At 59.8% G+C, this 25,100-nt stretch carries 17 protein-coding genes and 1 pseudogene; 10 read left to right on the top strand and 8 right to left on the bottom strand.

The window, feature by feature from the left end; translation table 11 throughout:
* Positions 1-53 precede the first annotated feature (53 nt).
* From BMZ32_RS02170 to BMZ32_RS02160, 3 genes are read right to left on the bottom strand one after another with little or no spacing between them, the layout of a single operon-like run.
* Positions 54-3,203, bottom strand: a complete 3,150-nt coding sequence (locus BMZ32_RS02170) for an efflux RND transporter permease subunit (RefSeq protein WP_090238977.1) — start codon at positions 3,201-3,203, stop codon at positions 54-56.
* A gap of 1 nt (position 3,204) precedes the next feature.
* A complete protein-coding gene (locus BMZ32_RS02165; protein WP_090238974.1) occupies positions 3,205-4,287 on the bottom strand; it encodes an efflux RND transporter periplasmic adaptor subunit in 1,083 nt (360 codons plus the stop codon).
* 6 nt (positions 4,288-4,293) lie between these two features.
* Positions 4,294-4,950, bottom strand: coding sequence for a TetR/AcrR family transcriptional regulator (locus BMZ32_RS02160; RefSeq protein ID WP_090238970.1), 657 nt, complete (start codon positions 4,948-4,950; stop codon positions 4,294-4,296).
* A 203-nt stretch (positions 4,951-5,153) separates the two neighbouring features.
* On the opposite strand from BMZ32_RS02160, the gene BMZ32_RS02155 reads away from it, so the two are divergent.
* From BMZ32_RS02155 to BMZ32_RS02140, 4 genes are all read left to right on the top strand, one after another.
* Entirely contained in the window at positions 5,154-5,483 is a 330-nt protein-coding gene (locus BMZ32_RS02155) for a hypothetical protein (protein WP_090238966.1), read from the top strand.
* A 95-nt stretch (positions 5,484-5,578) separates the two neighbouring features.
* Positions 5,579-6,826 (top strand): TolC family protein, encoded by a 1,248-nt coding sequence (locus BMZ32_RS02150; RefSeq protein WP_090238963.1) that lies wholly within the window; start codon positions 5,579-5,581, stop codon positions 6,824-6,826.
* Positions 6,823-8,337: an efflux RND transporter periplasmic adaptor subunit gene (locus BMZ32_RS02145; RefSeq protein WP_090238960.1), complete on the top strand. Its 1,515-nt coding sequence runs from the start codon at positions 6,823-6,825 to the stop codon at positions 8,335-8,337. Before BMZ32_RS02150 ends, BMZ32_RS02145 begins: the two co-directional genes overlap by 4 nt.
* Positions 8,334-11,471, top strand: a complete 3,138-nt coding sequence (locus BMZ32_RS02140; RefSeq protein WP_090238957.1) for an efflux RND transporter permease subunit — start codon at positions 8,334-8,336, stop codon at positions 11,469-11,471. Before BMZ32_RS02145 ends, BMZ32_RS02140 begins: the two co-directional genes overlap by 4 nt.
* 134 nt (positions 11,472-11,605) lie before the next feature.
* On the opposite strand, the gene metR is transcribed toward BMZ32_RS02140, so the two are convergent.
* Entirely contained in the window at positions 11,606-12,523 is a 918-nt protein-coding gene (gene metR / locus BMZ32_RS02135) for a transcriptional regulator MetR (RefSeq protein WP_090238954.1), read from the bottom strand.
* Positions 12,524-12,741: 218 nt separating this feature from the next.
* Between metR and metE the strand changes: the two genes are divergently transcribed.
* Together metE and BMZ32_RS02125 are read left to right on the top strand one after the other, a co-directional pair.
* Entirely contained in the window at positions 12,742-15,048 is a 2,307-nt protein-coding gene (gene metE / locus BMZ32_RS02130) for a 5-methyltetrahydropteroyltriglutamate--homocysteine S-methyltransferase (protein WP_090238951.1), read from the top strand.
* Positions 15,049-15,218: 170 nt separating this feature from the next.
* Positions 15,219-16,208 carry an alpha/beta fold hydrolase gene (locus BMZ32_RS02125; protein ID WP_090238948.1) on the top strand — a complete coding sequence of 330 codons (990 nt, stop codon included), beginning with the start codon at positions 15,219-15,221 and terminating at the stop codon, positions 16,206-16,208.
* A 53-nt stretch (positions 16,209-16,261) separates the two neighbouring features.
* Here the strand turns inward: BMZ32_RS02125 and BMZ32_RS02120 are convergent, their stop codons facing one another.
* The 4 genes from BMZ32_RS02120 to BMZ32_RS02105 form a co-directional block, all read right to left on the bottom strand.
* Positions 16,262-16,768, bottom strand: coding sequence for a DUF1993 domain-containing protein (locus BMZ32_RS02120; protein WP_090238945.1), 507 nt, complete (start codon positions 16,766-16,768; stop codon positions 16,262-16,264).
* A gap of 276 nt (positions 16,769-17,044) precedes the next feature.
* Entirely contained in the window at positions 17,045-17,515 is a 471-nt protein-coding gene (locus tag BMZ32_RS02115) for a MaoC family dehydratase (RefSeq protein ID WP_090238944.1), read from the bottom strand.
* The gene (locus BMZ32_RS02110; RefSeq protein ID WP_090238941.1) at positions 17,512-18,474 is read right to left on the bottom strand and encodes an alpha/beta hydrolase; all 963 of its coding nucleotides are present in this window, start codon (positions 18,472-18,474) and stop codon (positions 17,512-17,514) included. Before BMZ32_RS02110 ends, BMZ32_RS02115 begins: the two co-directional genes overlap by 4 nt.
* Positions 18,475-18,546: 72 nt before the next feature.
* The gene (locus BMZ32_RS02105) at positions 18,547-19,275 is read right to left on the bottom strand and encodes a substrate-binding periplasmic protein (protein WP_090238938.1); all 729 of its coding nucleotides are present in this window, start codon (positions 19,273-19,275) and stop codon (positions 18,547-18,549) included.
* Between the two features lie 185 nt (positions 19,276-19,460).
* On the opposite strand from BMZ32_RS02105, the gene fadD2 reads away from it, so the two are divergent.
* The 4 genes and pseudogenes from fadD2 (at position 19,461) to BMZ32_RS19710 (ending at position 25,030) form a co-directional block, all read left to right on the top strand.
* Entirely contained in the window at positions 19,461-21,149 is a 1,689-nt protein-coding gene (fadD2, locus tag BMZ32_RS02100; protein ID WP_090238935.1) for a long-chain-fatty-acid--CoA ligase FadD2, read from the top strand.
* Between the two features lie 340 nt (positions 21,150-21,489).
* On the top strand, positions 21,490-23,172 hold the full coding sequence (fadD1, locus tag BMZ32_RS02095) for a long-chain-fatty-acid--CoA ligase FadD1 (RefSeq protein ID WP_090241499.1): 1,683 nt from the start codon (positions 21,490-21,492) through the stop codon (positions 23,170-23,172).
* A gap of 172 nt (positions 23,173-23,344) precedes the next feature.
* A pseudogene (locus BMZ32_RS19715) lies at positions 23,345-24,172 on the top strand (cache domain-containing protein); the annotation flags it as partial.
* Between the two features lie 102 nt (positions 24,173-24,274).
* Entirely contained in the window at positions 24,275-25,030 is a 756-nt protein-coding gene (locus BMZ32_RS19710) for a methyl-accepting chemotaxis protein (RefSeq protein WP_423815438.1), read from the top strand.
* Positions 25,031-25,100 lie beyond the last annotated feature (70 nt).

Raw genomic sequence — 25,100 nt, 5'->3', positions numbered from 1 at the left:
AAGTGTTGGCTGGCGGACGGCCCCACACCAACGCTGGCGTGGGGCGTATCCCTTTAAGGTGTCTGTTGCAGTTGAGCTTTATTGCCAGGAGCACTGGCCAGCAGGTGCTCCGGCAGGTCGAGCAGGTCGTCGTCGAAGGTTTCCAGGTGCGGCGGGCGCCGCTCGAAGCGTGAACCGAGCACCAGCAGGCAAGGTGTCAGCAGCAGCGTCAGCACGGTAGCAAAGCTTAGGCCGCCGGCAATCGCACTGGACAGCTGCGTCCACCACTGGGTCGACGGTGCGCCCACGCCCAAGCTTGGGGTCAGCAGGTCGACGTTTATCCCGATCACCATCGGGATCAGCCCCAACACAGTGGTTACCGCCGTCAACAGCACCGGACGCAAGCGCAGGCTGCCGGTTTCCAGCGCCGCTGCCCGCGGTTCCAGGCCCTGACGGCGCAGCTGGTTATAAGTGTCGATCAGAATGATGTTGTTGTTCACCACAATGCCGGCCAGGGCGATCAGGCCCATGCCGACCATGACAATGCCGAACGACTGGCCATTAACCAGCAAGCCCATTAACACGCCCGCCGTCGACAGGACGATGGCCGAGAGCACCAACAATGACTGATAGATACTGTTGAACTGGGTCACCAGGATGATAAACATCAGGAAGATCGCCACCAAAAAGGCAGTGCCAAGGAAGGTGGCTGCCTGCTGTTGATCGGCGCCTTCGCCGGCCACCTTAAGTTGCACATCGCCCGGTGGCGTGCCCATGGCTTTTGCCAGTGCTTGCTGGCGCTCAGTAAGCTGCGCACCTTCCGCCAAGTCCGCTTGCAGGGTGATGGTGCGGTTACCATCGACCCGGCGCAGGGTGCCGACTTTAGGGGCTTGCTCAAGTGATACGAAGTTGCTCAGTGGGATCTGCCCAGCCGGCGTGTTCAGCGTCAGGCGGCCAAGCTGGTCGAGGGAGCGCCAGTTAGCCGGTAAGCGCACCCGGATATCCACTTCGTCGGTGGCGTCTTCTGGGCGATAGGTCGCCAGCTTGAGGCCGTTGGTGACCATCTGCACGGCATTGCCGACGCTCAGCACATCGGCGCCAAAGCGTGCGGCGGCTTCGCGGTCGACCTTGATGCGCCACTCGATGCCCGGCAGCGCGCGATCATCCTCAATATCCTTGAAGCCACCAATACGCTGCATGGCGTCGCGTAGCGTGTCGACATAACGGTCAGCCTGCTTGACGTCATGGGAGCTGATTTGCAGCTTGAGCGGCTTGCCACTGCTCGGGCCGTCCTGCTGCTTGCGGAACTCCAGAATAATCCCGGGGATATCGGCTGTGCGTTCACGCATGTCCTCAAGAATCTTGCTGGCCGAGCGTCGCTCATGCCATTCGACGAATTGGAACTGCAGGGTGCCGATTACATCAGCGCCCAACTGGCCGTCTGGCTGGGCCAAGGAGCGGGCATACAGCGCTTTTACTTCACTCATACCGAGCAGGCGGCTTTCCACTTTTTGCAGCAAGGCGTCTTTTTCCTGCACCGACAGATCACCGCGGGCGCGTAGCCAAATTTGTGCGCTTTCCGGCTCGGTCTCGGGGAAGAACTCAACGCCATGGTTGAAGCGGCCGTAAGCGGTGTAGATCAGTGCAATCACCGCGAGCATGCCCAGCAAGGTCAGACCGGGGTGTTTTAGCAAGGTGCCCAGTAGCCGGCGATAGCCCTTGGCACCACGGCCCGGTTCACTGGGCTTCGGCAATGGCTTACCACCGGTGACAGCACCGAGTACCGGCAGAAACACCAGGGCCATGGCCAGAGAGGCGAGCAGGCAGACGATCACCGTGGCCGGCAGGTATTTCATAAATTGGCCGACTACGCCCGGCCAGAATAGCAGCGGCAGAAACACCACCAAGGTGGTGGCGGTGGAGGCGATCACCGGCCAGGCCATCCGGGTGGCGGCATTGGCCCAGGCCTGGCGTGGCGTCTGCCCTTGGTGCAGGTAACGGTCGGCCAACTCGGAAACCACGATAGCGCCGTCCACCAGCATGCCGGCGACCAGAATCAGGCTGAACAGCACGACGATATTGAGGGTGAAACCGAGCATCCAGATCAGCAGAATACCGGTGAGAAAAGCGCCAGGGATGGTCAGGCCAACCAGCAACGCCGAGCGCATACCCATGCTGGCGACTACCAGAATCAGCACCAGCACGATGGCGGTCATGACGTTGTTGAGCAGGTCGCCGAGCATGGTCTTGACCTGCTGCGACTGATCCATGATGTAGCTGACTTTAAGGCCCTCAGGCAGCAACGGTTGGGCCTCGACCATCAGCGCTTTGACTTGCTCGATGGTGGCAATGATGTTGGCGCCGCTGCGTTTGGACACCTCCAGCACCACGGCAGGCTGACCGTTGATCCGTGCGAAACCAGTGGGGTCTTTGAAGGTGCGGTGGATGGTGGCGACATCGCCGAAGGTCACCACGCTATCGCCCACCACCTTGATCGGCATGGACAGCACGTCTTCGAGGTCTTCAATCACCCCAGGCACCTTCAAACTCATTCGCCCCGCGCCGGTGTCCAGGCTGCCGGCTGCGACCAGTCGATTATTACGGCTAACCAGGTTGAACAGCTCGTTGTAGTCAATGCCGTAACTGTCGAGTACTTGCGGGTCGACGACGATTTCCAGCAGGTCTTCACGGTCGCCGCCAATCTCCACCGACAGCACTTCGGCGATGCCTTCGACGTTTTCTTTCAGGCGACGGGCGATATACACCAGTTCGGTTTCGGCAATCGGCCCAGACAAGCCAATGGACAACACCGGGAACAGCGCCACGTTAACTTCGTTGACGGTGGGCTCTTCAGCTTCGTCTGGCAGTTTGCTGCGGGCGGTGTCGACCTTCTCGCGCACATCGGCCAACGCCAGCTTGGCATTAAAACCAGCATCGAACTCCAAGGTTACCGAGGCTTGCCCTTCGTTGGCCATGGAGCGCATTTCCTTGACACCTTCGAGGCTGCGCAATTCCTGTTCCAGAGGGCGCACCAGTAGGCGTTCGGCGTCTTCCGGGCTGATGCCCTCAAGGGTGACCGAGACATAGATGATCGGAATGCTGACATCAGGGTTGGCTTCCTTGGGGATCGCCACATAGGCAACTAGGCCGCCGATCATCAGGAACAGCAGCAACAACAGGCTGGTGCGGCTGCGGTCCAGCGCCGCAGCGATCAGACCATGCATATCAATTCACTCCCTTAGCCAGCTGGCTGATCACCTGCTGGCCGGGCTCGACAAAACCCTGGCCGAGGGTGATCAGCGCAACCTTGTTCGGCAAACCGCTGACCCAGGCGCCCTGGTTGTCGACGCTGATCAGCTGCACCGGGGTGAACACCACCTGCTGTTGTTCGTTGACCCACTTGACGCCATGGCGGCCGGCTTTATCCAGGCTCAGCAGCGCGGGAGAAATGCGCTGGGCCAGAGATTGACCGGTCTGGATGTGCAAGGTGGCACTGGCCCCGGCCAGACGCAGAGCCTTGGGGTTATCGACCTTGACCTCGATGCGGAAGCTGCGCGAGCCGGGGTCGGCGGCGGCGGCAATAAAGTGCAACTCACCCTGCAGTTCGCGGCCATCGAGCAGCTCAATCTTCACCGTTTGCCCAAGTGTCAGTTGGGTGACTTCCTGCTGGGCGATTTGCGCGCTGACCTTGAGCTGGCTGATATCGACCAAGGTCAGTAGGCTCTGCCCCGGCTGGACGAAGTCGCCCAGCTCGACCATGCGCTGGTCATAGGTGCCGGCAAAGGGCGCAGTGATCTGCGTATTACTCATTTGAATACGGGCCAGGTCCAACTCGGCGCGGGCTTTGGCCAGCTCGCTCTGCAAGCGGATCAGCTCGTTGGTTGACACCAGGTTGCGTTGGCGTAAACGCTCGGCGCCAGTGGCATCGGCCGCGCGTTGGCGCACATCGGCTTCACCCTTGGCCACCTGAGCTGGGCGGTTGTCGGCAGACAGACTGAGCAGCAGTTGGCCTTGTTGGACTGGGCTGCCTTTGTCCTGATCCAGGCGAATCACCGTGCCGCTGATCTGCGTGCGTAACTCAACCCGCCGCCAGGCTTCGACCTGGCCTTGCACCACATGCTGGCGCTGCATCGGGCTGGCTTCCAACCACTGCACTTCAACCTTGGTCAGTCCAGGCTCTTGCGTCGGTGTGTCAGCGCTGGCGGTTTCCTGGGCTTTGAACAGCGAGCCGCTGAGCAACCACAGCAGGAGCAATAGGCTGATGGCAACAGCGATTAACCAGGGGCGTTTGGACAGCTGACTGAACATGAATGGCTACTCGTGGCTATTGGGTTGAGCAAGCAGTTCGGCCGCCTGCGTACGTAGGCCGGCAATGATGAAGTCGGTAACGCGGGTGAAGTAATCATTCAGGGCAATCGGTTCGGCCCAGTGGGCGAAGCCGCCCGAGGCGATGCGCGCCATCACACCGTTGAAGCAGGCTTCCACCCCCCAGAGCAGCTGCTGACAGTCAGCCTGACTCAGCGTCTGGTTGTTTAGGGTGGCGCTGAGCAGGTCGGCAAAGAACTGCTGATAGTGCTGCTCAAGCTCGAGGAACTGTTGGCGGTACGGGCTTTCCAGGCGCGCCTGGAATTCCGGGCGGTCGCAGTGCAAGCACAGTTGGGCCTGGATGGGGTCAGCTAGCATCAGTTCGAACGCGCGGCGGATGACCCGGCGCAGAGCTTCTTGCGCCGGGCTGGCGGCTTGCAGGACGCGCAGCTCCTGCAGCTGTTTGCGGCTGAGGTCGAGCACCAGGCGTGCATACAGCGCTTCTTTACTGGGGAAGTGCTTGTACACCGTGCCTTTGCCGATACCGGCAGCAATCGCCACTTCGGCAATTGTCACCCGGTCCCAGTGTTGTTCGGCAAAGAGTTGGCGCGCGGCGTCGATGAGTGTGCTTTCGCGTTGTTCGAACTGCAGATCTTGATAACGCATAGGGCTGTCTTAGGGGGATATGACCGACGGTCATGCTATGACTGGCGGTCACGAACGGCAAGCCTTGAGTTGTTACGAGCTGTGCTGACTGGTTGCGTGAGCACGGCGGGTATGCATGCATTGGCAAACGTCTCGGGTCTTGATGTGTACGGGCGGGCTTTTGGTAATTGTTCTGAATGCTGCGCAGGAATAAACTGCCTCGCATGAATGCCTTCCGCCGAGCTTATCTGGTGTTGCTGCTGTCGCTGATTCTGCCTTTGCAGAGTGTGGCGGGGATACTCGAGGCCGGAGAAATTTGCGTGATGGACCACGTCAGCCAAATGCAAATGGAGTGCTGCGACGATGCCGCCATGGCCGCCGGCAGTCAGGCCTGTCCGGACATGCTCAAGTGTTCCTCGGTCAGCTTGCCGTTGCTGAATGCCCAACGGCTTAAGCTCAAAGCACTGCCGAATGAACGTGGCCCATTATGGCTAACCCAGGCGGTACTTCCCTCGCGGCCACAGGCCGCTCCTTGGCGGCCTCCGCGCGCCTGATTCCTGCTCTGTTATGAACGCTACTGTGCGGCTATGGCTGCGCAGCAGCCATCGAGTGCCCTTCATGGGGTGCGGTTTCGACAGGAATCACCATTATGTTCACGTCTCTCCCCAGCCCGTTTTGGCTGCTCGGGGCACTGGCGGCTGCTTTGTGCAGCCCGCCGGTTGCCGCCCTAACCTTAAATGAAGCCCTGCGCCTGGCCGAGCGCGAAGCCCCCTCGTTGACCGCGCAAGCTGCCCAGGTCGAAGCGGCGCAACGTTTGACGATACCCGCCGGCGAGTTGCCCGATCCACAATTGCTGTTGGGGCTGCAGAACGTACCCATCGAGGGCGACAACCGTGGTCGCCTCAACGCTGAACCCATGACCATGCCAATGCTTGGTGTCATGCAACAAGTGCCCAGCCGCGCCAAGCGTCGTGCTCAGGTGGAGGTGGCTGAGGCTGGAGTCAAACGCGCTACCCAGGCGCAGCGCGTGGAGCACTTCAGGGTACGTCGGGAAACCGCGTTGGCCTGGATCGAGGCGCTCGGCGTTGAGCAAAAACTGGCGTTATTCCAAGACCTTTACGCTGAAAACACCTTGCTGGCCAACGCGGTACGCGCACGCATCAGCAGCGCTCGCGGGCCGGCGGCCGACAGCATTGGACCGCGCCAAGAGGCCGCCTTGCTGGCTGAGCAGGAAGACGTGCTGGTGCAGCAGCGCACCCAGCAACGTGCTGCTTTGCGCCGTTGGGTCGGGCCGCGCGGTGACGAGTCGCTGACAGGGCAGCTGCCGAATTGGCCGGTAAAGGCTGAGCACTACCAGCAGAACCTGCAGCGCCGTCCTGAGCTGGCGCTATTTGATCCGCTGGCCGCTGAGGCGCAGGCCGAGATTCACCAGGCCGTGGCCGAGAAAACCCCAGACTGGAGCTGGCAGCTGGCTTATCAGCAGCGCGACGCCATGTTCGGCGACATGTTGAGTGTGCAAGTCAGCGTTGATTTACCGTTGTTTGCCGCCTCCCGGCAAAACCCGCGCACTGCCGCAAAGCAAGCCCAACTGAACCAGCTGGAAGCCGAGCGTGCAGATGCCCAGCGCGAGTATGCCCAGCAGTTGGCCACTGACCTGGCCGAGTATCAGCGTTATGACCGGGCGCTGCGCCGCAGCCAGGATAGCTTGCTGCCGTTGGCTGAGGAGAAAGTCGCACTGACCTTGGCCGACTATCGATCGGGCGTAAGCGAGTTGGCCAGTGTGATTGCCGCGCGCCGCGAACTGATCGAAACCCGCCTGCAGCACATCGACTTTGCCCAAGCGCGAGCGCTGACCAGCGCCCGTTTGTATTACGCGTATGAAGGGAGTGAGCAATGAGTGCGGCAACAGTAAAGGGCGCGGTGCTGATAAGTCTGCTGCTGGCCGTGGGTGCGGCGGGTGGTTACTGGTATGCGCAGAGGTCGATGCCGCATGGCGCTGATCCCGCCCAGATGGCGCCGATGGCGGACAAGGGCAAGGTGCTCTATTGGTACGACCCGATGGTGCCGCAGCAGAAGTTCGATGAGCCGGGCAAATCACCCTTTATGGACATGCAGCTGGTGCCGCGCTATGCCGATGAGGGTGGCGACAGCGCCGCCGTCAGCATTGACTCCAGCATCACCCAAAACCTCGGCATGCGCTTAGCCCCGGTCACACGTGGGGCGTCGGCAAGCAGCCTAGAGGTGGTTGGTAGTCTGGCTTTCAACAGCCGTGATGTGGCCGTGGTGCAGGCGCGCAGTGCCAGCTTCGTCGAGCGTGTGTACGCCCGCGCCGCTGAGGATGTGCTGGAGGCCGGCGCGCCGCTGGCCGATCTGCTGGTGCCGACCTGGGTGAGTGCTCAGGAAGATTACCTAGCCCTGCGTGATGCGGGCGATCCGGGTTTGTTGAGTGCTGCGCGCCAGCGTATGCGTTTGGCGGGGATGCCCGCCGCGCTGATCAGCCAGTTCGAGCGCAGTGGCCAGGTGCAGGCGCTGTGGACAGCCACCAGCCCTATCAGTGGTGTGCTGCAGCAACTTGAGGTGCGCGAGGGCATGACCCTGGCGGCCGGACAAACCCTAGCCACTATTAACGGTCTAAGCACGGTCTGGCTGGAGGTGGCTGTGCCGGAAGCTGAGGCCAAAGGGCTGCATAACGGCCAGCAGGTCGAAGCGCGTTTGCCGGCACTCCCCGGTGAAGTGCTCAGCGGCAGTATTGCGGCCATTTTGCCCCAGGCCAATCTCGATAGCCGCACCCTAAGGCTGCGGGTCGAATTGGCTAACCCCGATGGCCGCTTACGCCCAGGCCTTACGGCTCAGGTGCGTCTGACCCGTGCAGCTGAGCGCGAGGTTTTGTTAGTACCCAGCGAGGCGGTGATCCGCAGTGGTCGTCGCGCCGTGGTGATGCTCGCTGAAAGCCAAGGGCGCTATCGCCCGGTGGAGGTGCGTTTGGGCGCTGAGGCCGAGGGTAAAACCGAGGTGCTTGAAGGGTTAGCAGAGGGTCAGCAAGTGGTTGCTTCTGGGCAGTTCTTGCTGGATTCCGAGGCCAGCCTGCTGGGTATTCAGGTGCAAGGCCTGGGGCAGGGCGCCGCCGAGGTGAAGCTGGAAGCGGCGCTGCACGAGGCCGAGGGGCAAATCGATGGCATTGATGAGGATGGCCTGATGCTCAGCCACGGGCCCTTTAAAACCTTAGGCATGCCCGGCATGAGCATGAGCTTCCCGCTTGCCAGCCCAACGCTGTTAGAAGGCTTCAAAGTGGGCGATAAAGTGAAGGTCGGCGTGCGTGCCGATGATGATGGTTTGCTGATTGAACGCATCGAGCATTTGTCGCCAGTGCCAAACCAGCATGACGACCAGCAGCCGGTGCAGCCATGATTGCCGCACTGATTCGCTGGTCGGTGGTTAATCGTTTTCTGGTGATATTGGCCACGCTGTTCGCTACGGCCTGGGGTATTTGGTCGCTGCAGCACACGCCGATCGATGCGCTGCCAGACCTGTCTGATGTGCAGGTGATCATCCGCACACCTTATGCCGGCCAGGCGCCGCAGATTGTCGAGAACCAAGTGACCTATCCGCTGGCCACCACCATGCTCTCGGTGCCGGGGGCAAAGACGGTGCGTGGTTATTCGTTCTTCGGTGATAGCTATGTCTATGTGTTGTTCGACGATGACACCGACCTCTACTGGGCGCGCTCGCGGGTGCTGGAATACCTGAGTCAGGTTCAGAGCCGCCTGCCGGCCAGTGCCAAGCCAACGCTGGGGCCGGATGCCACCGGGGTTGGTTGGATTTACCAGTACGCATTGGTCGACCGCACGGGTAAACATGACCTGGCGCAGTTGCGTGCATTGCAGGACTGGTTCCTCAAGTTCGAGCTGAAGACCCTGGCCAACGTCGCCGAAGTGGCCACCGTCGGCGGTATGGTCAAGCAGTACCAGGTGCAACTCGATCCGATCAAGCTGGCCAGCTTGGGTATCACGCAAGCCGAGGTCACCGCAGCGATTGGTCGGGCCAACCAGGAAACCGGCGGCGCGGTGCTGGAGATGGCGGAAACCGAGTATATGGTGCGCGCGTCCGGTTACCTGCAAAGCCTCAATGATTTCCGCTCCATCCCCTTGCGCCTCGATAGCGCTGGCGTGCCGGTGACCCTCGCTGACGTGGCGCATATTCAGTTAGGGCCGGAGATGCGCCGTGGCATCGCTGAGTTGGATGGTGAAGGCGAGGTGGTCGGCGGCGTAGTCATCCTGCGCAGCGGTAAGAACGCGCGCAGCACCATTGCGGCGGTCAAGGCCAAGCTCGACGAGCTGAAAAGCAGCCTGCCGGAAGGGGTGGAAATCGTCACCACCTATGACCGCAGCCAACTGATCGACCGTGCGGTGAAGAACCTTAGCTTCAAACTTATTGAGGAATTCATCGTCGTAGCCTTGGTCTGCGCGGCGTTTCTCTGGCACCTGCGTTCCTCTCTGGTAGCGATAGTGTCCTTGCCGGTCGGTGTATTGATTGCCTTCGGCGTGATGCAGCAGCAGGGCATCAACGCCAACATCATGTCCCTCGGCGGTATCGCTATTGCGATTGGCGCCATGGTCGATGCGGCCGTGGTGATGATTGAGAACGCGCATAAAAAGATCGAAGCCTGGCGCGAGCAGCATCCGGGCGAAGAACTCAAAGGCGAGCAGCATTGGCGGGTGATTACCGACGCGGCGGTGGAAGTCGGCCCGGCGCTGTTCTTCTGCTTGCTGATCATCACCCTGTCGTTTATCCCAGTGTTCACCCTGCAGGCTCAGGAGGGCCGGCTGTTTGGCCCGCTGGCCTTTACCAAAACCTATGCCATGGCGGCAGCGGCGGGGCTTTCGGTGACCCTGGTGCCGGTGCTGATGGGCTACTGGATTCGCGGGCGGATTCCCGATGAGGCGCGCAACCCGCTAAACCGTTGGCTGATCCGTGTCTACCAACCGGCGTTGGATGCGGTATTAGCGTGGCCAAAAGCCACTCTGGCATTTGCACTGCTGGTGCTGCTCAGCACGCTATGGCCACTGTCACAGCTGGGCGGTGAGTTTCTACCGCCGCTGGATGAGGGTGACTTGCTGTATATGCCCTCGGCTCTGCCGGGTTTATCGGCGCAGAAGGCTGCGCAGTTGTTGCAGCAGACCGACCGATTGATCAAAACCGTACCGGAAGTCGCCCATGTGTTCGGCAAGGCCGGCCGTGCAGAAACGGCCACCGACCCGGCGCCGCTGGAGATGTTTGAGACCACCATCCAGTTCAAGCCTCGCGAGCAGTGGCGTGCCGGCATGACCGCTGAGAAGTTGGTGGATGAACTGGACCGGGTGGTGCAAGTACCGGGCCTGACTAATATCTGGATTCCGCCAATCCGTAACCGCATTGACATGCTCGCTACCGGGATCAAGAGCCCGATTGGGGTCAAGGTCGCCGGTAGCAACCTGGCGCAGATCGATGAGGCGACCCAAGCCATCGAAAAGGTCGCCAAGGCTGTGCCGGGTGTCAGCTCAGCTCTGGCCGAGCGCTTGACCGGCGGGCGCTACATCGACGTCGACATCGACCGGCCCGCTGCCGCGCGCTATGGCCTGAATATCGCCGATGTGCAGGCCATAGTGGCCGGCGCGATTGGCGGTGAGAATATAGGCGAGACCGTCGAAGGGTTGGCGCGCTTCCCCATCAGCGTGCGCTACCCGCGTGAATGGCGCGACTCACTGAGCAAGCTGGAACAGCTGCCGATCTACACTCCGGCGGGCAGTCAAATCACCCTCGGTACGGTGGCACGCATCAAGATCAGTGGTGGTCCGCCGATGCTCAAGAGCGAAAACGCCCGGCCTTCAGGGTGGGTCTATGTGGATGTGCGTGGCCGCGATCTGGCCTCGGTGGTGGCCGATTTACGCAGCGCCATCGACGCGCAGGTCACCCTGCAACCGGGCATCAGCCTGAGTTATTCGGGGCAGTTCGAGTTTCTCGAACGGGCCAATGCGCGGTTAAAACTGGTGGTGCCGGCCACGTTGATGATTATCTTCGTGCTGTTGTACCTGTGCTTTAACCGCTTCAGCGAGGCGCTGTTGATCATGGCCACGTTGCCGTTCGCATTGACGGGCGGCATCTGGTTTCTCTACCTGTTGGGCTATCACCTGTCGGTGGCCACCGGGGTCGGCTTTATCGCCTTGGCCGGAGTGGCGGCGGAGTTTGGCGTGATCATGCTGCTGTACCTGAAAAACGCCTGGGCGGAACGCCAAGCCAGGGGGCAAGACGATGAGGTGGCGTTGCTCGAAGCTATTCGCGAGGGGGCGGTGCAACGGGTGCGGCCCAAGGCTATGACCGTGGCAGTGATCATCGCCGGCTTGCTGCCGATTTTGCTCGGTGGCGGCACCGGCAGTGAGGTGATGAGCCGCATCGCCGCGCCCATGGTCGGCGGCATGCTCAGCGCGCCCTTGCTGTCGCTGTTTGTGTTACCGGCTGCTTATCTGCTGTTGCGTCGGCGCAAGCCACTCTGCTCGAGTGCGTAGGATGGGTTAGCCGCGCAGCGGTGTAACCCATCGATGGATTGATGGGTATCGCTGCGCTCAACCCATCCTACGGGCGGGCTGAGCAGTCTGTTTTTAACGCCGCGATGGCAATGCAGGTTGCTTTAAACAGCCTGTTAGCGCGCCACGCTGACGCCTTCCAGGTTGGCGAAGGAGGTGTCTTTGGCGGTCAGCAGGAAGTCGCGCATAAAAGGGGCGTCGAGCATGTCGGTACGGATGCCGGCATACAGGGTGGCGAACAGGCCTTTGTCACCCAGGCGCTTGGCCGTCACATAGCCGCGCGAGCTGTACTCATGCAACGCCCAGTTGGGCAGGCCGCAGACGCCACGGCCGCTGGCCACCAACTGCATCATCATCACCGTCAGCTCTGAGGTGCGTACCTGCGCCGGCTCAACATCGGCGGGTTCGAGGAAGCGGGTGAAGATATCCAAGCGGTCGCGTTCCACCGGGTAGGTGATCAGTGTTTCCGTTGCCAGGTCCTCGGGCTTGATGCACGGCTTGCTCGCCAGCGCATGCTGGTTGGCCACCGCGAGCATGGCTTCGTAGGTGAACAGCGGCACATAGGTGATACCTGCCAGCTCCAACGGGTCGCTGGTCACCACCAAGTCGAGATCACCACGGGCCAGGGCCGGCAGCGGGGCAAAGGAGAAGCCTGAGGCCAGGTCCAGCTCGACTTCCGGCCAGGCATCGCGGAATTGGTCGATGGTTGGCATCAGCCATTGGAAGCAACTGTGGCATTCGATGGCCATGTGCAGGCGGCCAGCGGTGCCGCCGGCCAGGCGCGCGAGGTCACGCTCGGCGCTGCGTAGCATCGGCAGCATAGCATCACTGAGCTGCAACAGGCGCAGCCCGGCACTGGTGAAACGCACCGGCTTAGTTTTACGCACAAAGAGCTGCATACCCAAGCGCTCTTCCAGTTCTTTGAACTGGTGTGAAAGTGCTGATTGGGTCAGGTGCAGGCGCTCGGCGGCATCCACCAGGCTCTCGCTTTCGCGCAGGGCATGCAGGGTTTTCAGGTGGCGTAATTCGAGCACGGGGAACCTCGGGGTATTTCGCAAATATGCTTTGAGTAGGAGTGCGCTTGCTCGCGATGCTTTAACAAGCCTGATCGCAAGCAAGCGCGCTCCGACAATTATGTGGGCTAACTGAACATGAGTAAAACTATAGATCAAGGCGAACAGGTTGAGTTTGTCTCACTCAGCATGAGTGCCGAGAATAGCGCCATCTTATTGATTCGATGGAGCGTTCTGACATGGCCTTGTCCCATTCCCTAGGTTTCCCACGTATTGGTCGCGACCGTGAGCTGAAAAAAGCCCTGGAGGCCTACTGGAAAGGTGAGCTGGATGAAGCCGGTTTACAGGCGGTGGGTCGTAGGCTGCGCGCCGCTCACTGGCAGGTGCAGAAGGACGCCGGTATTGATTTGCTGCCGGTTGGTGACTTTGCTTGGTATGACCACGTGCTGACTCATTCACTGACCTTCGGCGTGATCCCCGAGCGCTTTCGCCCCAAGAGTGGCCAGCCGACCCTGGACACCCTGTTTGCTATGGCTCGCGGCGTTTCTGCCAATAAGAGCAGCCAAGGCGCCTGTTGTGGCAGTGCTCATGCACAAGAGATGACTAAATGGTTCGACACCAACTACCACTACCTGGTCCCCGAATTTAGTGCCGATCAGCAGTTCCAGCTGAGCTGGGAGCAGTTGTTTGAGGAAGTGGCCGAGGCCCATAGCCTAGGTCATCGCGTTAAGCCGGTGATCATCGGCCCGCTGACCTATCTGTGGCTGGGTAAGACCAAGGGCGCGGCGTTCGATCGCCTGGACCTGCTTGAGCGGCTGCTGCCGGTTTACGGAGAAATTCTTCAACGCCTGGCAACTCAAGGCGTGGAGTGGGTGCAAATCGACGAACCAATTCTGGCTCTGGATCTGCCGCAAGATTGGAAGAACGCTTTTGAACGTGGCTACAACATTCTCCAACGTGAACCGGGCAAGAAGCTAATTGCCACCTACTTCGGCGGGCTGGAAGACAACCTCGGCCTGGCAGCCAGCCTGCCGGTAGATGGCTTGCATATCGACTTGGTACGCGCGCCCGAGCAGTTCCCAACTATTCTCGACCGCTTGCCGGCCTACAAGGTGCTGTCGCTGGGCGTGGTTGACGGGCGCAATATCTGGCGCACCGACCTGCAACGTACCTTGGCCATCTTGCAGCAGGCCCAGGAGCGTTTGGGCGAGCGCTTGTGGGTGGCGCCGAGCTGCTCGCTGCTGCACAGCCCGGTCGACCTTGAGCGCGAAGACCAGCTCGGTGACGAGCTGAAAAGCTGGCTGGCCTTCGCCGTGCAGAAGTGCAAAGAAGTTGCGCTGCTGACCACCGCCCTGAATGCCCCGCACAATGCCAACGTCCAGGCTGCGCTGACACAAAGTGAAGCGATACAGGCTAGCCGCACGCAGTCGCCACGTATTCACAAACCCGCCGTGCAAGCCCGCCTGGCGGCGATCACTGCAGCCGATAGCCAGCGTCAGTCAGCGTTTGCTCAGCGTATCGAGCAGCAGCGCGCACGCCTGCAACTGCCCGTCTTCCCCACGACCACTATTGGTTCGTTCCCGCAGACCGCTGCAATTCGCCTGGCGCGCCAATCATTTAAGGCCGGTAAGTTGTCGCTGGCCGACTATACCGAAGCCATGCACAACGAGATTCGCCACGCGGTTGAGGTGCAGGAAAACCTTGGCCTGGACGTGCTGGTGCACGGTGAGGCCGAGCGTAACGACATGGTCGAATACTTCGCCGAGCAACTCGATGGTTATGCCTTTACCCGCTTCGGCTGGGTGCAGAGTTACGGTTCGCGCTGCGTTAAACCGGCGGTGATTGTCGGTGACCTGAGTCGCCCACAAGCGATGACCGTGGAATGGATTCGCTATGCTCAAGGGCTGAGTCGCAAGGTGCTGAAGGGCATGCTCACCGGCCCAGTGACCATGTTGATGTGGTCGTTCCCGCGCGATGATATTTCCCGCGAGCAGCAGGCGCGCCAGTTGGCCTTGGCGATTCGTGACGAAGTACTGGATTTGGAAGCGGCTGGGATCAAGATCATCCAGATTGACGAAGCGGCGTTCCGTGAAGGTCTGCCGCTGCGTCAGGCGCAGTGGCAGGGCTATCTCAACTGGGCCAGCGAAGCCTTCGGTCTGTGTGCTGCCGGGGTGCGTGATGAAACACAGATCCACACCCACATGTGCTACAGCGAATTCAATGATGTGATTGAGTCAATTGCTGCTATGGATGCCGACGTCATCACCATCGAAACCTCGCGTTCAGATATGCAGTTGCTGCAAGCCTTTGAGGCGTTTGATTACCCCAATGACATCGGCCCCGGCGTCTACGACATCCACTCGCCACGCGTGCCGGACACGGCTGAGATGGTCAAACTGCTGCGCAAGGCCGCGCAACGTATACCTGTTGAGCGCCTGTGGGTTAACCCGGACTGCGGCCTCAAAACCCGTGCTTGGTCAGAGACTGAAGCGGCGCTAATCAACATGGTCGCGGCGGCCCGCCAGTTGCGTACTGAACTGGCCTAATCGACGTTCAGTCGCGACGTGTTGAGCAACACTTCTTGTTGATGAAGGGAGACCGCTCGTCTCCCTTCATCAAACTGTCACGATTGTGTGGCAGCGCACTCACACAACTATCACCACACTCGCTGCTGAATGGGGGGCTGCGTTCCGCTGTCCTGCGATGTGGTGATGTGATGCGTGGACTGATTTTTTTTATTGCACTGCTGTGCGGCATGTCTGCTTTTGCCGCTCCGCGCTGCGATGTTCAAGTGCCGACCGTGACGGCTGATCTGGGCGAGGTACGCCTGGCATACCAGAGTATCGGCCGCGCCCGCGACCCGGCGTTGCTGTTGGTGATGGGGTTGGGTGGGCAGCTGACTCACTGGCCTGATGAAGTGGTCGTGCGTCTGTGCCAGCAAGGCTTTCGGGTGGTGCGTTTTGATAATCGTGATGCGGGTCTAAGCGCCTGGACGCACACCGCGCCGGCGATCAACCTTAGCTACGAAGCGCTGCGCTATCGTCTTCGCCTGTCGGTGACTGCGCCCTACGGGCTGCGTGATATGGCCGGCGATGCCCTGGGCTTGATGGATGCCTTGGGTGTACGACAGTTCCACGTGTTGGGCGCGAGTATGGGCGGGATGATTGCTCAGCATATGGCTGATATGGCACCTGGGCGGGTGCAGAGCCTGACCTTGATCATGACCAGTTCCAGCGCTCAAGGCTTACCGGCCCCGAGTGATGCCCTACTGGCGTTACTGGCCACGCGTGAAGCGCCTAATCGCGCTGTGGCACTGCAGCAGCAGGCCGATTTGTTGGCCGCGTTGGGCAGCCCAGCCGTCAGTGATGATCGTGCGTTGTTATTGCAGCAAGCAGAGCTGTCCTACGACCGCGCCTTCAATCCCGAGGGTGTGCAGCGTCAGCTGTTGGCAATTCTGGCGGAGCCGAGTCGGGTCGAGTTGCTGAACCGGTTGCGTGTGCCGACGCTGGTGGTGCATGGCACAGCTGATCCGCTGCTACCCGTGATGCATGGCGTGCACGTGGCGGCGCATATCAAAGGCAGTGAGTTGAAGCTGATTCCGGGACTGGCCCATCGCTTTCAGGAGGCGTTCAAGGAACCTTTGCTGGCAGCAGTGCTGCCGCACCTACAGGCCCATCGTGGCGATGGGCAGTGGGCACGGCTGTAACGCAGTTGGCTCTTAAATCTGGCCGCGATTTCGCGGCAGATCGTAGGCAGGTTTTAGCGGGTGCCGAGGAAGTCGCGCTTGCCGATAGCCACGCCGTTGTGACGGAGGATGGCGTAGGCGGTGGTGAGGTGGAAGTAGAAGTTCGGCAGTACGTGGTCGAGCAGAAAGGCCTGGCCCTGGAAGTGGGTTTCTTTGTCGCGGCGCTTGAGGGTGATGGTGCGTGTTTCGCTGCCGTCGATCTGCGCGGCGCTCAGGCTTTGCAGGAAGGTCAGGGTCTTGGCGATTCGCGCTTGCAACTCGGCAAAGGTGGTTTCGTCGTCGGCATAGCTCGGTGCTTCCGCTTCAGCCAGCAGTGCAGCGCCGGCTTTGGCGCCGTCACAAGCGATCTGCACCTGGCGGCTCAGGGGGAACATATCCGGTGCCAGGCGTGCGTTGAGAAACACGCTCTGCTCGATCTTCTTCTCTTCGGCGTGGGCCGCAGCAATGCCGAGAATGGTCGACAGGTTGGTGAGCTGGCGGGTAAACACCGGAATGGATGTTTGGTACATAGACATGGGTATCTCCAGAAACGCCGAAACTAATTATTCCGGACGCGGTTGAGTAGAAGAGAAGGGCACCGCTATGGCAGCGGTGTCCTGTAGCAGCAAGCTCGGAGCTTTTTTCTGATCTCGCGAGCTTGAGCCATGCACGGCGCTACGTTAGTAACAGCCTCCGGCTGGTCAAAACAGACGAAGAAGCGGGCTGGGCTCGCACGCGAGTGTACTTTTGTATCTGAGCATTCTGAGACGCCGCGTCCCGGGCTGTCTTTAACAACGCAGCAGATTCGAGAAAAGTTCTTAGCCGATGGTGATTGGCGGCAGCTTGGTCAACTCAACGGTCTGCGCTTTGCGTGGGGCGAGAATCTCGGCTTCGCCGTCCACCACCAGTTCGTCATTCTGGTTGAACACGCGGGTGGCCACGCGTACGCGGAACTTTGGCAGTTTTTCGAGGATTTCCAGGCGCACAGTGAGGGTGTCGCCGAGTTTTACCGGCGCGGTGAAGCGCATGCTCTGGCCGATATAGATGGTGCCGGGGCCAGGCAGCTCACAGGCCACCGCGGCGCTGATCAGCGCACCGCTGAACATGCCGTGGGCGATGCGCTGCTTGAACATGGTGGTGGCCGCATATTCGGCGTCCAGGTGCACCGGGTTATGGTCGCCGGAGACTTCTGCAAACAGCTGGATATCGCGTTCGCTGACGGTCTTGCTGTAGCTGGCGGTCTGGCCAACTTCGAGAACGTCGTAGGGCGTGTTGCTGCTTTGGCTCATGGGTGACTCTCTTGGCTCTGTTGGTGGCGCTGGCGCGGTTGGCTGAGGGCCTGGTGCAACCAGTTGATAATGTAGGCTGTTACTTCGTCGCGGTTGCTTTCGTTGAGCAGTTCGTGACGTGCATCCGGGTAGATTTTGACCTGTACGTGGCTGTTGCCGGCAGCGAGCAGGGCATTGCCCAGGTCATGTTGACGATGGCCGTCGCTGACCGGGTCACAGGCGCCGCCAATCACCAATAGCGGCAGGTTGCTGTCGATCTGCGTGAGGCTGTGCAGAGGGGTGATTTTTTGCAGGCCGCCAAGCAGATCGATCCACAGCTGGTTGCTGCAGCGAAAGCCGCACAGTGGGTCGTCGACGTATTTGTCGACCTCCAGCGGGTCGCGGCTTAGCCAATCGAAGCTGCTGCGGTTAGGCTTGAAGGCCTTGTTGAAGGAGCCGAAGGAAACGAATTCAAGCAGCGCGCTGTAACCCTGCGGGCCTTGCCGCCAGCGCTCGAAACGCGCGAGCAACTGGCCAGCGCGGTACAGCGCTACGGGCTGATAGTTGGAGCCGGAGAGAATCGCGCCCTGCAGGCTACAGCTGTGCTGCATCAGGTAGGCCTGGCTGATGTAACTGCCCATGCTGTGGCCGAGGAGGAAAATCGGCGTCTGCGGGTGGCTCTGGCGTATATGGTGATTGAGGTTGGCCAGGTCGTTGACCACCAAGCGCCAGCCATTGCTGTCGGCATAATGGCCGAGCACGCCATGTTCGGCGGTCTTGCCATGCCCGCGCTGGTCATGCGCATACAACTCAAACCCTTGCGCCACAAGCGCTTCAGCCAGGCGGGCATAGCGTCCGCTGTGCTCAGCCATGCCATGGGCCACCATCAGCAAGGCCTTGGGCGGTTGCTCGCTGTACCAGCGATTTACGTAGAGGGGCGCTGCTTCGGCGCTGTCGAGCCAGAACGCTTGGTGGAGCATGGCGAATCCCTTAAGCCGGCAGAAGCTCGGCATTGTGCACCCCACGCGGCGCGGCGCAAAGCCTGGGCAGGGCTAACGATTGTGCTCGCGCAGAATTTGCATGTACTCGCCACTGCTGTGCAGGTCGCGCAGGCCTTGCTCAAACACCTTGCTCCAGTCTGGCTCGCCAGGCGTTGGCGGGACAAAGCCGACGAACAGGGGCACCCGCTCGAGTACGTTGCCGTGCCAGCGCAGTTTGCCGCGCAGCTGTTCATCGTTGTTGATCAGGTGATTACCGACTATGTGTTCGAGCAGCACCATGTCGAAGCGTCGGGCATTGAGCTTGCGCAGGTTGCTGATGTCACTCACGGCTTCTTCGAGGGTCAGGCCGGCATCGAGAATGTGCTGCGGGTAGCCGTAACCGCGCACGGTGCCCAGGGTTCGCCCGTGCAGCTCCTTTAGCTCGGTGAACTGCAAGGGGTAGTCATTACGTATAAATATGCCCAGCTCGCTGTAAAACAACGGACGCGAGGCGCGGAGTCCTTCCTCCTTAATTTCTTGCGGCCACAAGGCCAGGGCGCCTTGGTAGCTGCGGTTGCGTAACGCCATGCGTACGCGCGCCCAGGGCATAAAGTCGATTTGCAGCGAATGACCGCGCACAGCGAAGGCGCGACGGGTAAGCGCGACGATGCTGCCGCCATTGGCTAAGTGCTCTGAGCTGTACGGTGGGTACTCCAGGGTGGCCATGCGCAGCTGTGGTTCGCCCTGCGCATGCTGCGCGAGCAAAATCAGTAAGGCCAGTATGGGCAGAATCAAAGGCATGACGAGTCTTAATGGTGATGAGCAGAGCGGTTGTATGTGGCGCCTTAGGATAGTTTCACAAGGAGCGGCAAGATTCAGTGCGTCAATGACGCTGCCATACTATTTGCCTGCCTGGCGTTAGCTGTTACTTTTCAGCCAACTCCGCAGCGCGGATAGGATCATCTCAGGGCAAGAGGATAAAAATAATGCAGCCTGAATTCTGGAGCGACAAACGCCCGGCCGGCGTACCCAATGACATCGATCTGGGGGCTTATAAGTCGGTTATCGAAGTATTCGAGCGCTCCTGTAAGACATTCGCAGACCGGCCTGCTTTCAGCAACCTGGGCGTGACCCTAACCTATGCTGAGCTGGATCGCCTTTCGGCGGCCTTTGCCGCCTACCTGCAAAAGCACACCGATCTGCAGCCAGGCGATCGCATTGCTGTGCAGATGCCCAACGTGCTGCAGTACCCGATTGCCGTGTTCGGCGCGATGCGCGCCGGGCTGATTGTGGTCAACACTAACCCGCTGTACACCGCGCGCGAGATGCGTCATCAGTTCAAGGATGCCGGTGTGCGTGCGCTGGTGTACCTGAACATGTTCGGCAAGCTGGTGCAGGACGTGCTGCCGGATACCGAAATTGACTACCTGATCGAAGCCAAAATGGGCGACCTGCTGCCGAGCCTGAAGGGCTGGCTGGTCAATACCGTGGTGAAGAAGGTCAAGAAGATGGTCCCGAGCTATCACCTGCCGCAGGCGGTGGCGTTCAAAGACGCGCTCAAGCAAGGCCAGGGCCATGCGTTGAAGCCGGTCAAAGTCACTCAAGACGATATCGCCGTGCTGCAATACACCGGCGGCACCACGGGCGTGGCCAAGGGTGCGATGCTTACCCACGGCAACCTGGTGGCCAACATGCTGCAGGTCGATGCCTGCCTGTCGCAGCTGGGCGACGACGGCAGCCCGCTGATGAAGCAGGGCCAGGAAATCATGATCGCGCCGCTGCCGCTCTATCATATCTATGCCTTCACCGCGAACTGCATGTGCATGATGGTCAACGGTAACCACAACGTCCTGATCACCAACCCACGGGATATCTCAGGCTTCGTCAAGGAGTTGGGCAAGTGGCAGTTCTCTGCCCTGCTGGGGCTCAATACCTTGTTCGTGGCGCTGATGGATCACCCGGAGTTTAAGAACTTAGATTTCTCCCATTTCAAATTGACCAACTCCGGCGGCACTGCATTGGTCAAAGCCACGGCCGAGCGCTGGCAGGCGATGACCGGCTGCCCGGTGACTGAAGGTTATGGCCTGACTGAAACCTCGCCTGTGGCCAGCACCAACGCCTACGGTGACAAGGTACGTCTGGGTACTGTTGGGGTTCCGGTGCCGGGTACGGCGTTCAAAGTGATCGACGACGATGGCGTTGAGCAACCGCTGGGTGAGCGCGGCGAGCTGTGCATCAAAGGCCCGCAGGTGATGAAGGGCTACTGGAACCGTGAGGAAGCCACCGCCGAGGTGCTGGATGCTGAAGGCTGGTTCAAAAGTGGTGACGTGGCGGTGATCGACCCGGATGGCTTTGTGCGCATCGTCGACCGTAAAAAGGACATGATCATCGTCTCCGGCTTTAACGTGTACCCCAACGAGATCGAGGATGTGGTCATGGCCCATCCTAAAGTGGTCAGTTGTGCAGCCATCGGCGTGCCGGACGAGCGTTCCGGAGAAGCGGTCAAACTGTTCGTGGTAGCCCGCGACAGCAGCCTCAGCGCCGATGAACTTAAAGCGTACTGCAAGGAAAACTTCACCGGTTACAAGGTGCCCAAGCAGATTGTCTTCCGCGACTCGCTGCCGATGACGCCGGTGGGCAAGATCCTTCGTCGCGAGCTGCGCGATATCGCCTGACAGGTGTTGCCCTGCTGCTGTTTTAGCCGAGGTCGTCAGCCATGATGCACTGGCAATAAAATTGCTAGCAGGCACGACGCAAAGCCTTTAACTCGGCAGTTCTGGCGATATTGTAAAAATGACCGGTCGGTGGCGCTCGGTCATTTTTATGACTGCCGCGGCACTTAATGGTGCTAGTCGCTGTTTGGCAAAGCTGCTACTCTCGGCCGGCTTTTTTGTGATCCGTCATTCATGGCGACCACACTTTTTTGCCGTTTAAATCGCTAAAAACACGCGAATCTACAATAAACAGCCGCCTATGCGCGGTGAAGATCAAGCTGTTGCTGAGGAGTGGGCTTCCATGAACGAAAACTTTTGGAAGGATAAGTATCCCGTTGGGATTGCTGCCGAAATCAATCCTGACCAGTACCCGAATATCCAAGCGGTACTGAAAGAGTCCTGCCAGCGTTTCGCCGACAAGCCAGCTTTCAGCAATATGGGTAAAACCATTACCTACGGCGAGCTGTACGAGTTGTCTGGCGTCTTTGCCACCTACTTGCAGCAAAACACTGACCTGCAGCCCGGCGATCGTATCGCCGTGCAGCTGCCTAACGTGTTGCAGTACCCGGTTGTAGTCTTCGGTGCCCTGCGCGCCGGCCTTGTGGTGGTCAACACCAACCCGCTGTACACCGCCCGTGAGCTGGAGCACCAGTTTAACGACTCCGGTGCCAAGGCCTTGGTCAGCTTGGCCAACATGGCTCACCTGGTCGAGCAAGTCCTGCCGAAAACTGGGATCAAGACGCTGATCATTACCGAAGTTGGCGACATGTTGTCGCCGCTCAAGCGTCTGCTGGTCAACACTGTGGTCAAGCATGTGAAGAAGATGGTGCCGGCCTACAACCTGCCGCATGCCATCAAGTTCACTACCGCTATGGCTAAAGGGCGTGGCCAGGGCGCTAAAGACGCTGCACCGAATAATGATGAGATTGCCGTGCTGCAATACACTGGCGGCACCACCGGTGTGGCCAAAGGCGCGATGCTGACGCACCGCAACCTGATCGCCAACATGCTCCAGGTCAAGGCGCTGATGGGCTCAGAAATGAGCGAGGGCAGCGAGGTGCTGATCGCGCCATTGCCGCTGTATCACATCTACGCCTTCACCTTCCATTGCATGGCCATGATGCTGATTGGTGGGCACAACGTGCTGATCACCAACCCGCGTGATCTGCCGGCGATGACCAAGGATTTGGCCAAGTACAAGTTCACCGGGTTTGTCGGTCTCAACACCCTGTTCGTTGCCCTGTGCAACAACGAGGACTTCCGCAAGCTGGACTTCTCGACCCTGAAAGCGACCTTCTCCGGTGGTATGGCGCTGCAGTTAGCGACCGCCGAGCGTTGGAAACAGGTCACCGGTTGCTCAATCTGTGAAGGCTTCGGCATGACCGAAACCAGCCCAGTGGCCTCGGTTAACCCGTTCAGCAATATCCAGATTGGCACCATTGGTATTCCGGTGCCGTCGACCGTTTGCAAGGTGATCGACGATGAAGGCGTTGAGCAGCCACTGGGTTCGATTGGTGAGTTGTGCGTCAAAGGCCCGCAAGTGATGAAGGGTTATTGGCAGCGCCCGGAAGCCACCGATGAAGTGCTCGACGCAGACGGCTGGTTGAAGACTGGCGACATTGCGGTGATTCAGGATGACGGCTATATGCGCATCGTTGACCGTAAGAAAGACATGATTCTGGTGTCCGGCTTCAACGTCTACCCGAACGAATTGGAAGACGTGCTGGCCACGCTGCCAGGCGTGTTGCAGTGCGCAGCGATTGGTGTGCCGGACGAAAAATCGGGCGAAGCGATCAAGATTTTCGTAGTAGTCAAGCCGGGTGAGACCCTGACCAAAGAGCAGGTCATGGAGCACATGCGTGCCAACGTCACCGGATACAAGGTGCCCAAGGCCGTGGAGTTCCGCGACATGCTGCCGACCACCAACGTCGGCAAGATCCTGCGCCGTGAACTACGTGACGAAGAGCTGAAGAAAATGCAGTAACGACGCCTCCGTTTCGCTAGCAAAAGACCCCGATATCCGGGGTCTTTTTATTTGTGCTGGAAAACTTGCTCAATTATTCCCTTCATCGGTCGTTATATAGCTTTAAGTAATAGTCGATACGGTAAAGCGCTGAGCCGCTACCGTGGTCCGTCCTTCCAAGAGGTAGTTGGTGATGCTTTCATCGTTGCGCTTACGCTCCAAACTGTTGTTGCTTGCACTTGGCCCGATTCTTCTTCTGGCGATTCTGCTCAGTGCGGTAGCTGTGCATCAATTGCAAAGCCTTGCCGACCAGCAGGAAATCAAAACCCGCGAAAGTCTGATCAAGGATCGTCAGGCCGAGCTCAAGAAATATATCGACCTGGCCAAGAATATGCTGGCACCGCTGTATCAGGCCTCGGCAGACGGTGATATGGCGGCGCGTGCTGAGGCCGTGAAGGTTCTTGAGCGTTTGTCTTACGGCGATGATGGCTACTTCTGGGGCTACGACGAGCAGATACGCCGCGTGCTGCAGGGCAATACCGGGCAGCGGATCGGCGAAAGCTTCAATGATTTCCGCGACCCTAATGGCGTCTATGCCATTCGCGAGCTGGTGCGTGCCGGCATCGATGGCAGCCATTACGTGAACTACAGCTTCGTGCTGGGTGGCAGTACTGAGCTGGTGCCGAAGGTGGGGTACTCCGAGCACTTGCCGAAGTGGAAGATGGTGTTCGGTACGTCGCTGAACCTCGACGGTGTCGAACGCGATGTGCAAGTGGCCCGCGCTGAGTTCCAGAAGAGCATCGACCACTTGCTGCTAATCATGATCGGTTCTGCCCTGGGTTTATTGGTGGTGATTGCTGTCCTCGCTACGGGGCTCAGCCAGTCGTTACTGCGCCCACTGCTGCTGATTAAACGCAACCTTGATGACATGGCCGCCGGCGACGGTGACCTGACTCATCGCTTGCCGATTACCAGCCAGGATGAAATGGGCGAGTTGGCCGGCTCCTTCAACCTGTTCGTGGAGAAAATTCACGGCCTGGTGCAGCAAGTCGCCGGCACGACAGCGCAGCTAAGTGGCTTGGTCGGTGCGGTAGCCAGTCAGGCGCAGCGTTCGGAACAGGCCATGGAAAGCCAGCGGCATGAAACCGACCAGGTCGCCACGGCGATTAACGAAATGTCTGCGGCGGCCCATGAAGTGGCCATGAGCGCTCAGCGCGCCGCCGAAGCAGCCCAAGAAACCGACCAGCAAGGCCAAGCCGCTAAGCGTGTGGTTGAGTTGAATATCCAGCAGATTCACGAGCTGGGCAGTGAAATGCACAGCAGCGGCGAGTCGCTGGAAAGCCTGCAAAAAGATGTGCAGGGCATCGTCAGCGTACTCGACGTGATTCGCGCCATTGCTGAGCAAACCAACCTTCTGGCGCTTAACGCGGCCATCGAAGCGGCGCGGGCTGGGGAAGCCGGGCGTGGATTCGCTGTGGTTGCCGACGAAGTGCGGGCATTGGCGAGCCGCACCCAGCAGAGCACCGGCGAGATTCAGAGCATGATCGATCGCCTGCAAAACGCCACTGCACGCACGGTGGAAAGTATGCAGCGCGCTGGTGAGAAGGGCGAGAGCACCCGCGCACAGGCCAACCAGGCCGGTACGGCGTTGGACACCATCGCCAGCCTGATCGGTACGATCAACTCGATGAACGCCCAGATCGCCAGCGCTGCCGAAGAACAGACCGCCGTGGCCGAGGAAATCAACCGCAGCGTGCATCAGATTGCTGGTGCGGTTGATGGCGTTGCCAGTGAAGCCGCCGAGGGCGCGCAGACTTCCCGTGAGCTCAATGGTCTGGCTTTACGCTTGCAGGAGTTGGTCGGCCAGTTCCGTATCTAACGCTGGGCTGTGAGTTATGTGGCTAAAGCCTGAGCATGCTGGGCAAGAACTAAACGCCCGGCAAAAAAAG

Origin of the sequence: Pseudomonas guineae (assembly GCF_900113745.1) — a bacterium.
Taxonomy (GTDB): Bacteria; Pseudomonadota; Gammaproteobacteria; order Pseudomonadales; family Pseudomonadaceae; genus Aquipseudomonas; species Aquipseudomonas guineae.
The sequence above is the reverse complement of the archived record's forward strand: the minus strand, read 5'-3'. Positions and strand labels throughout refer to the sequence as shown.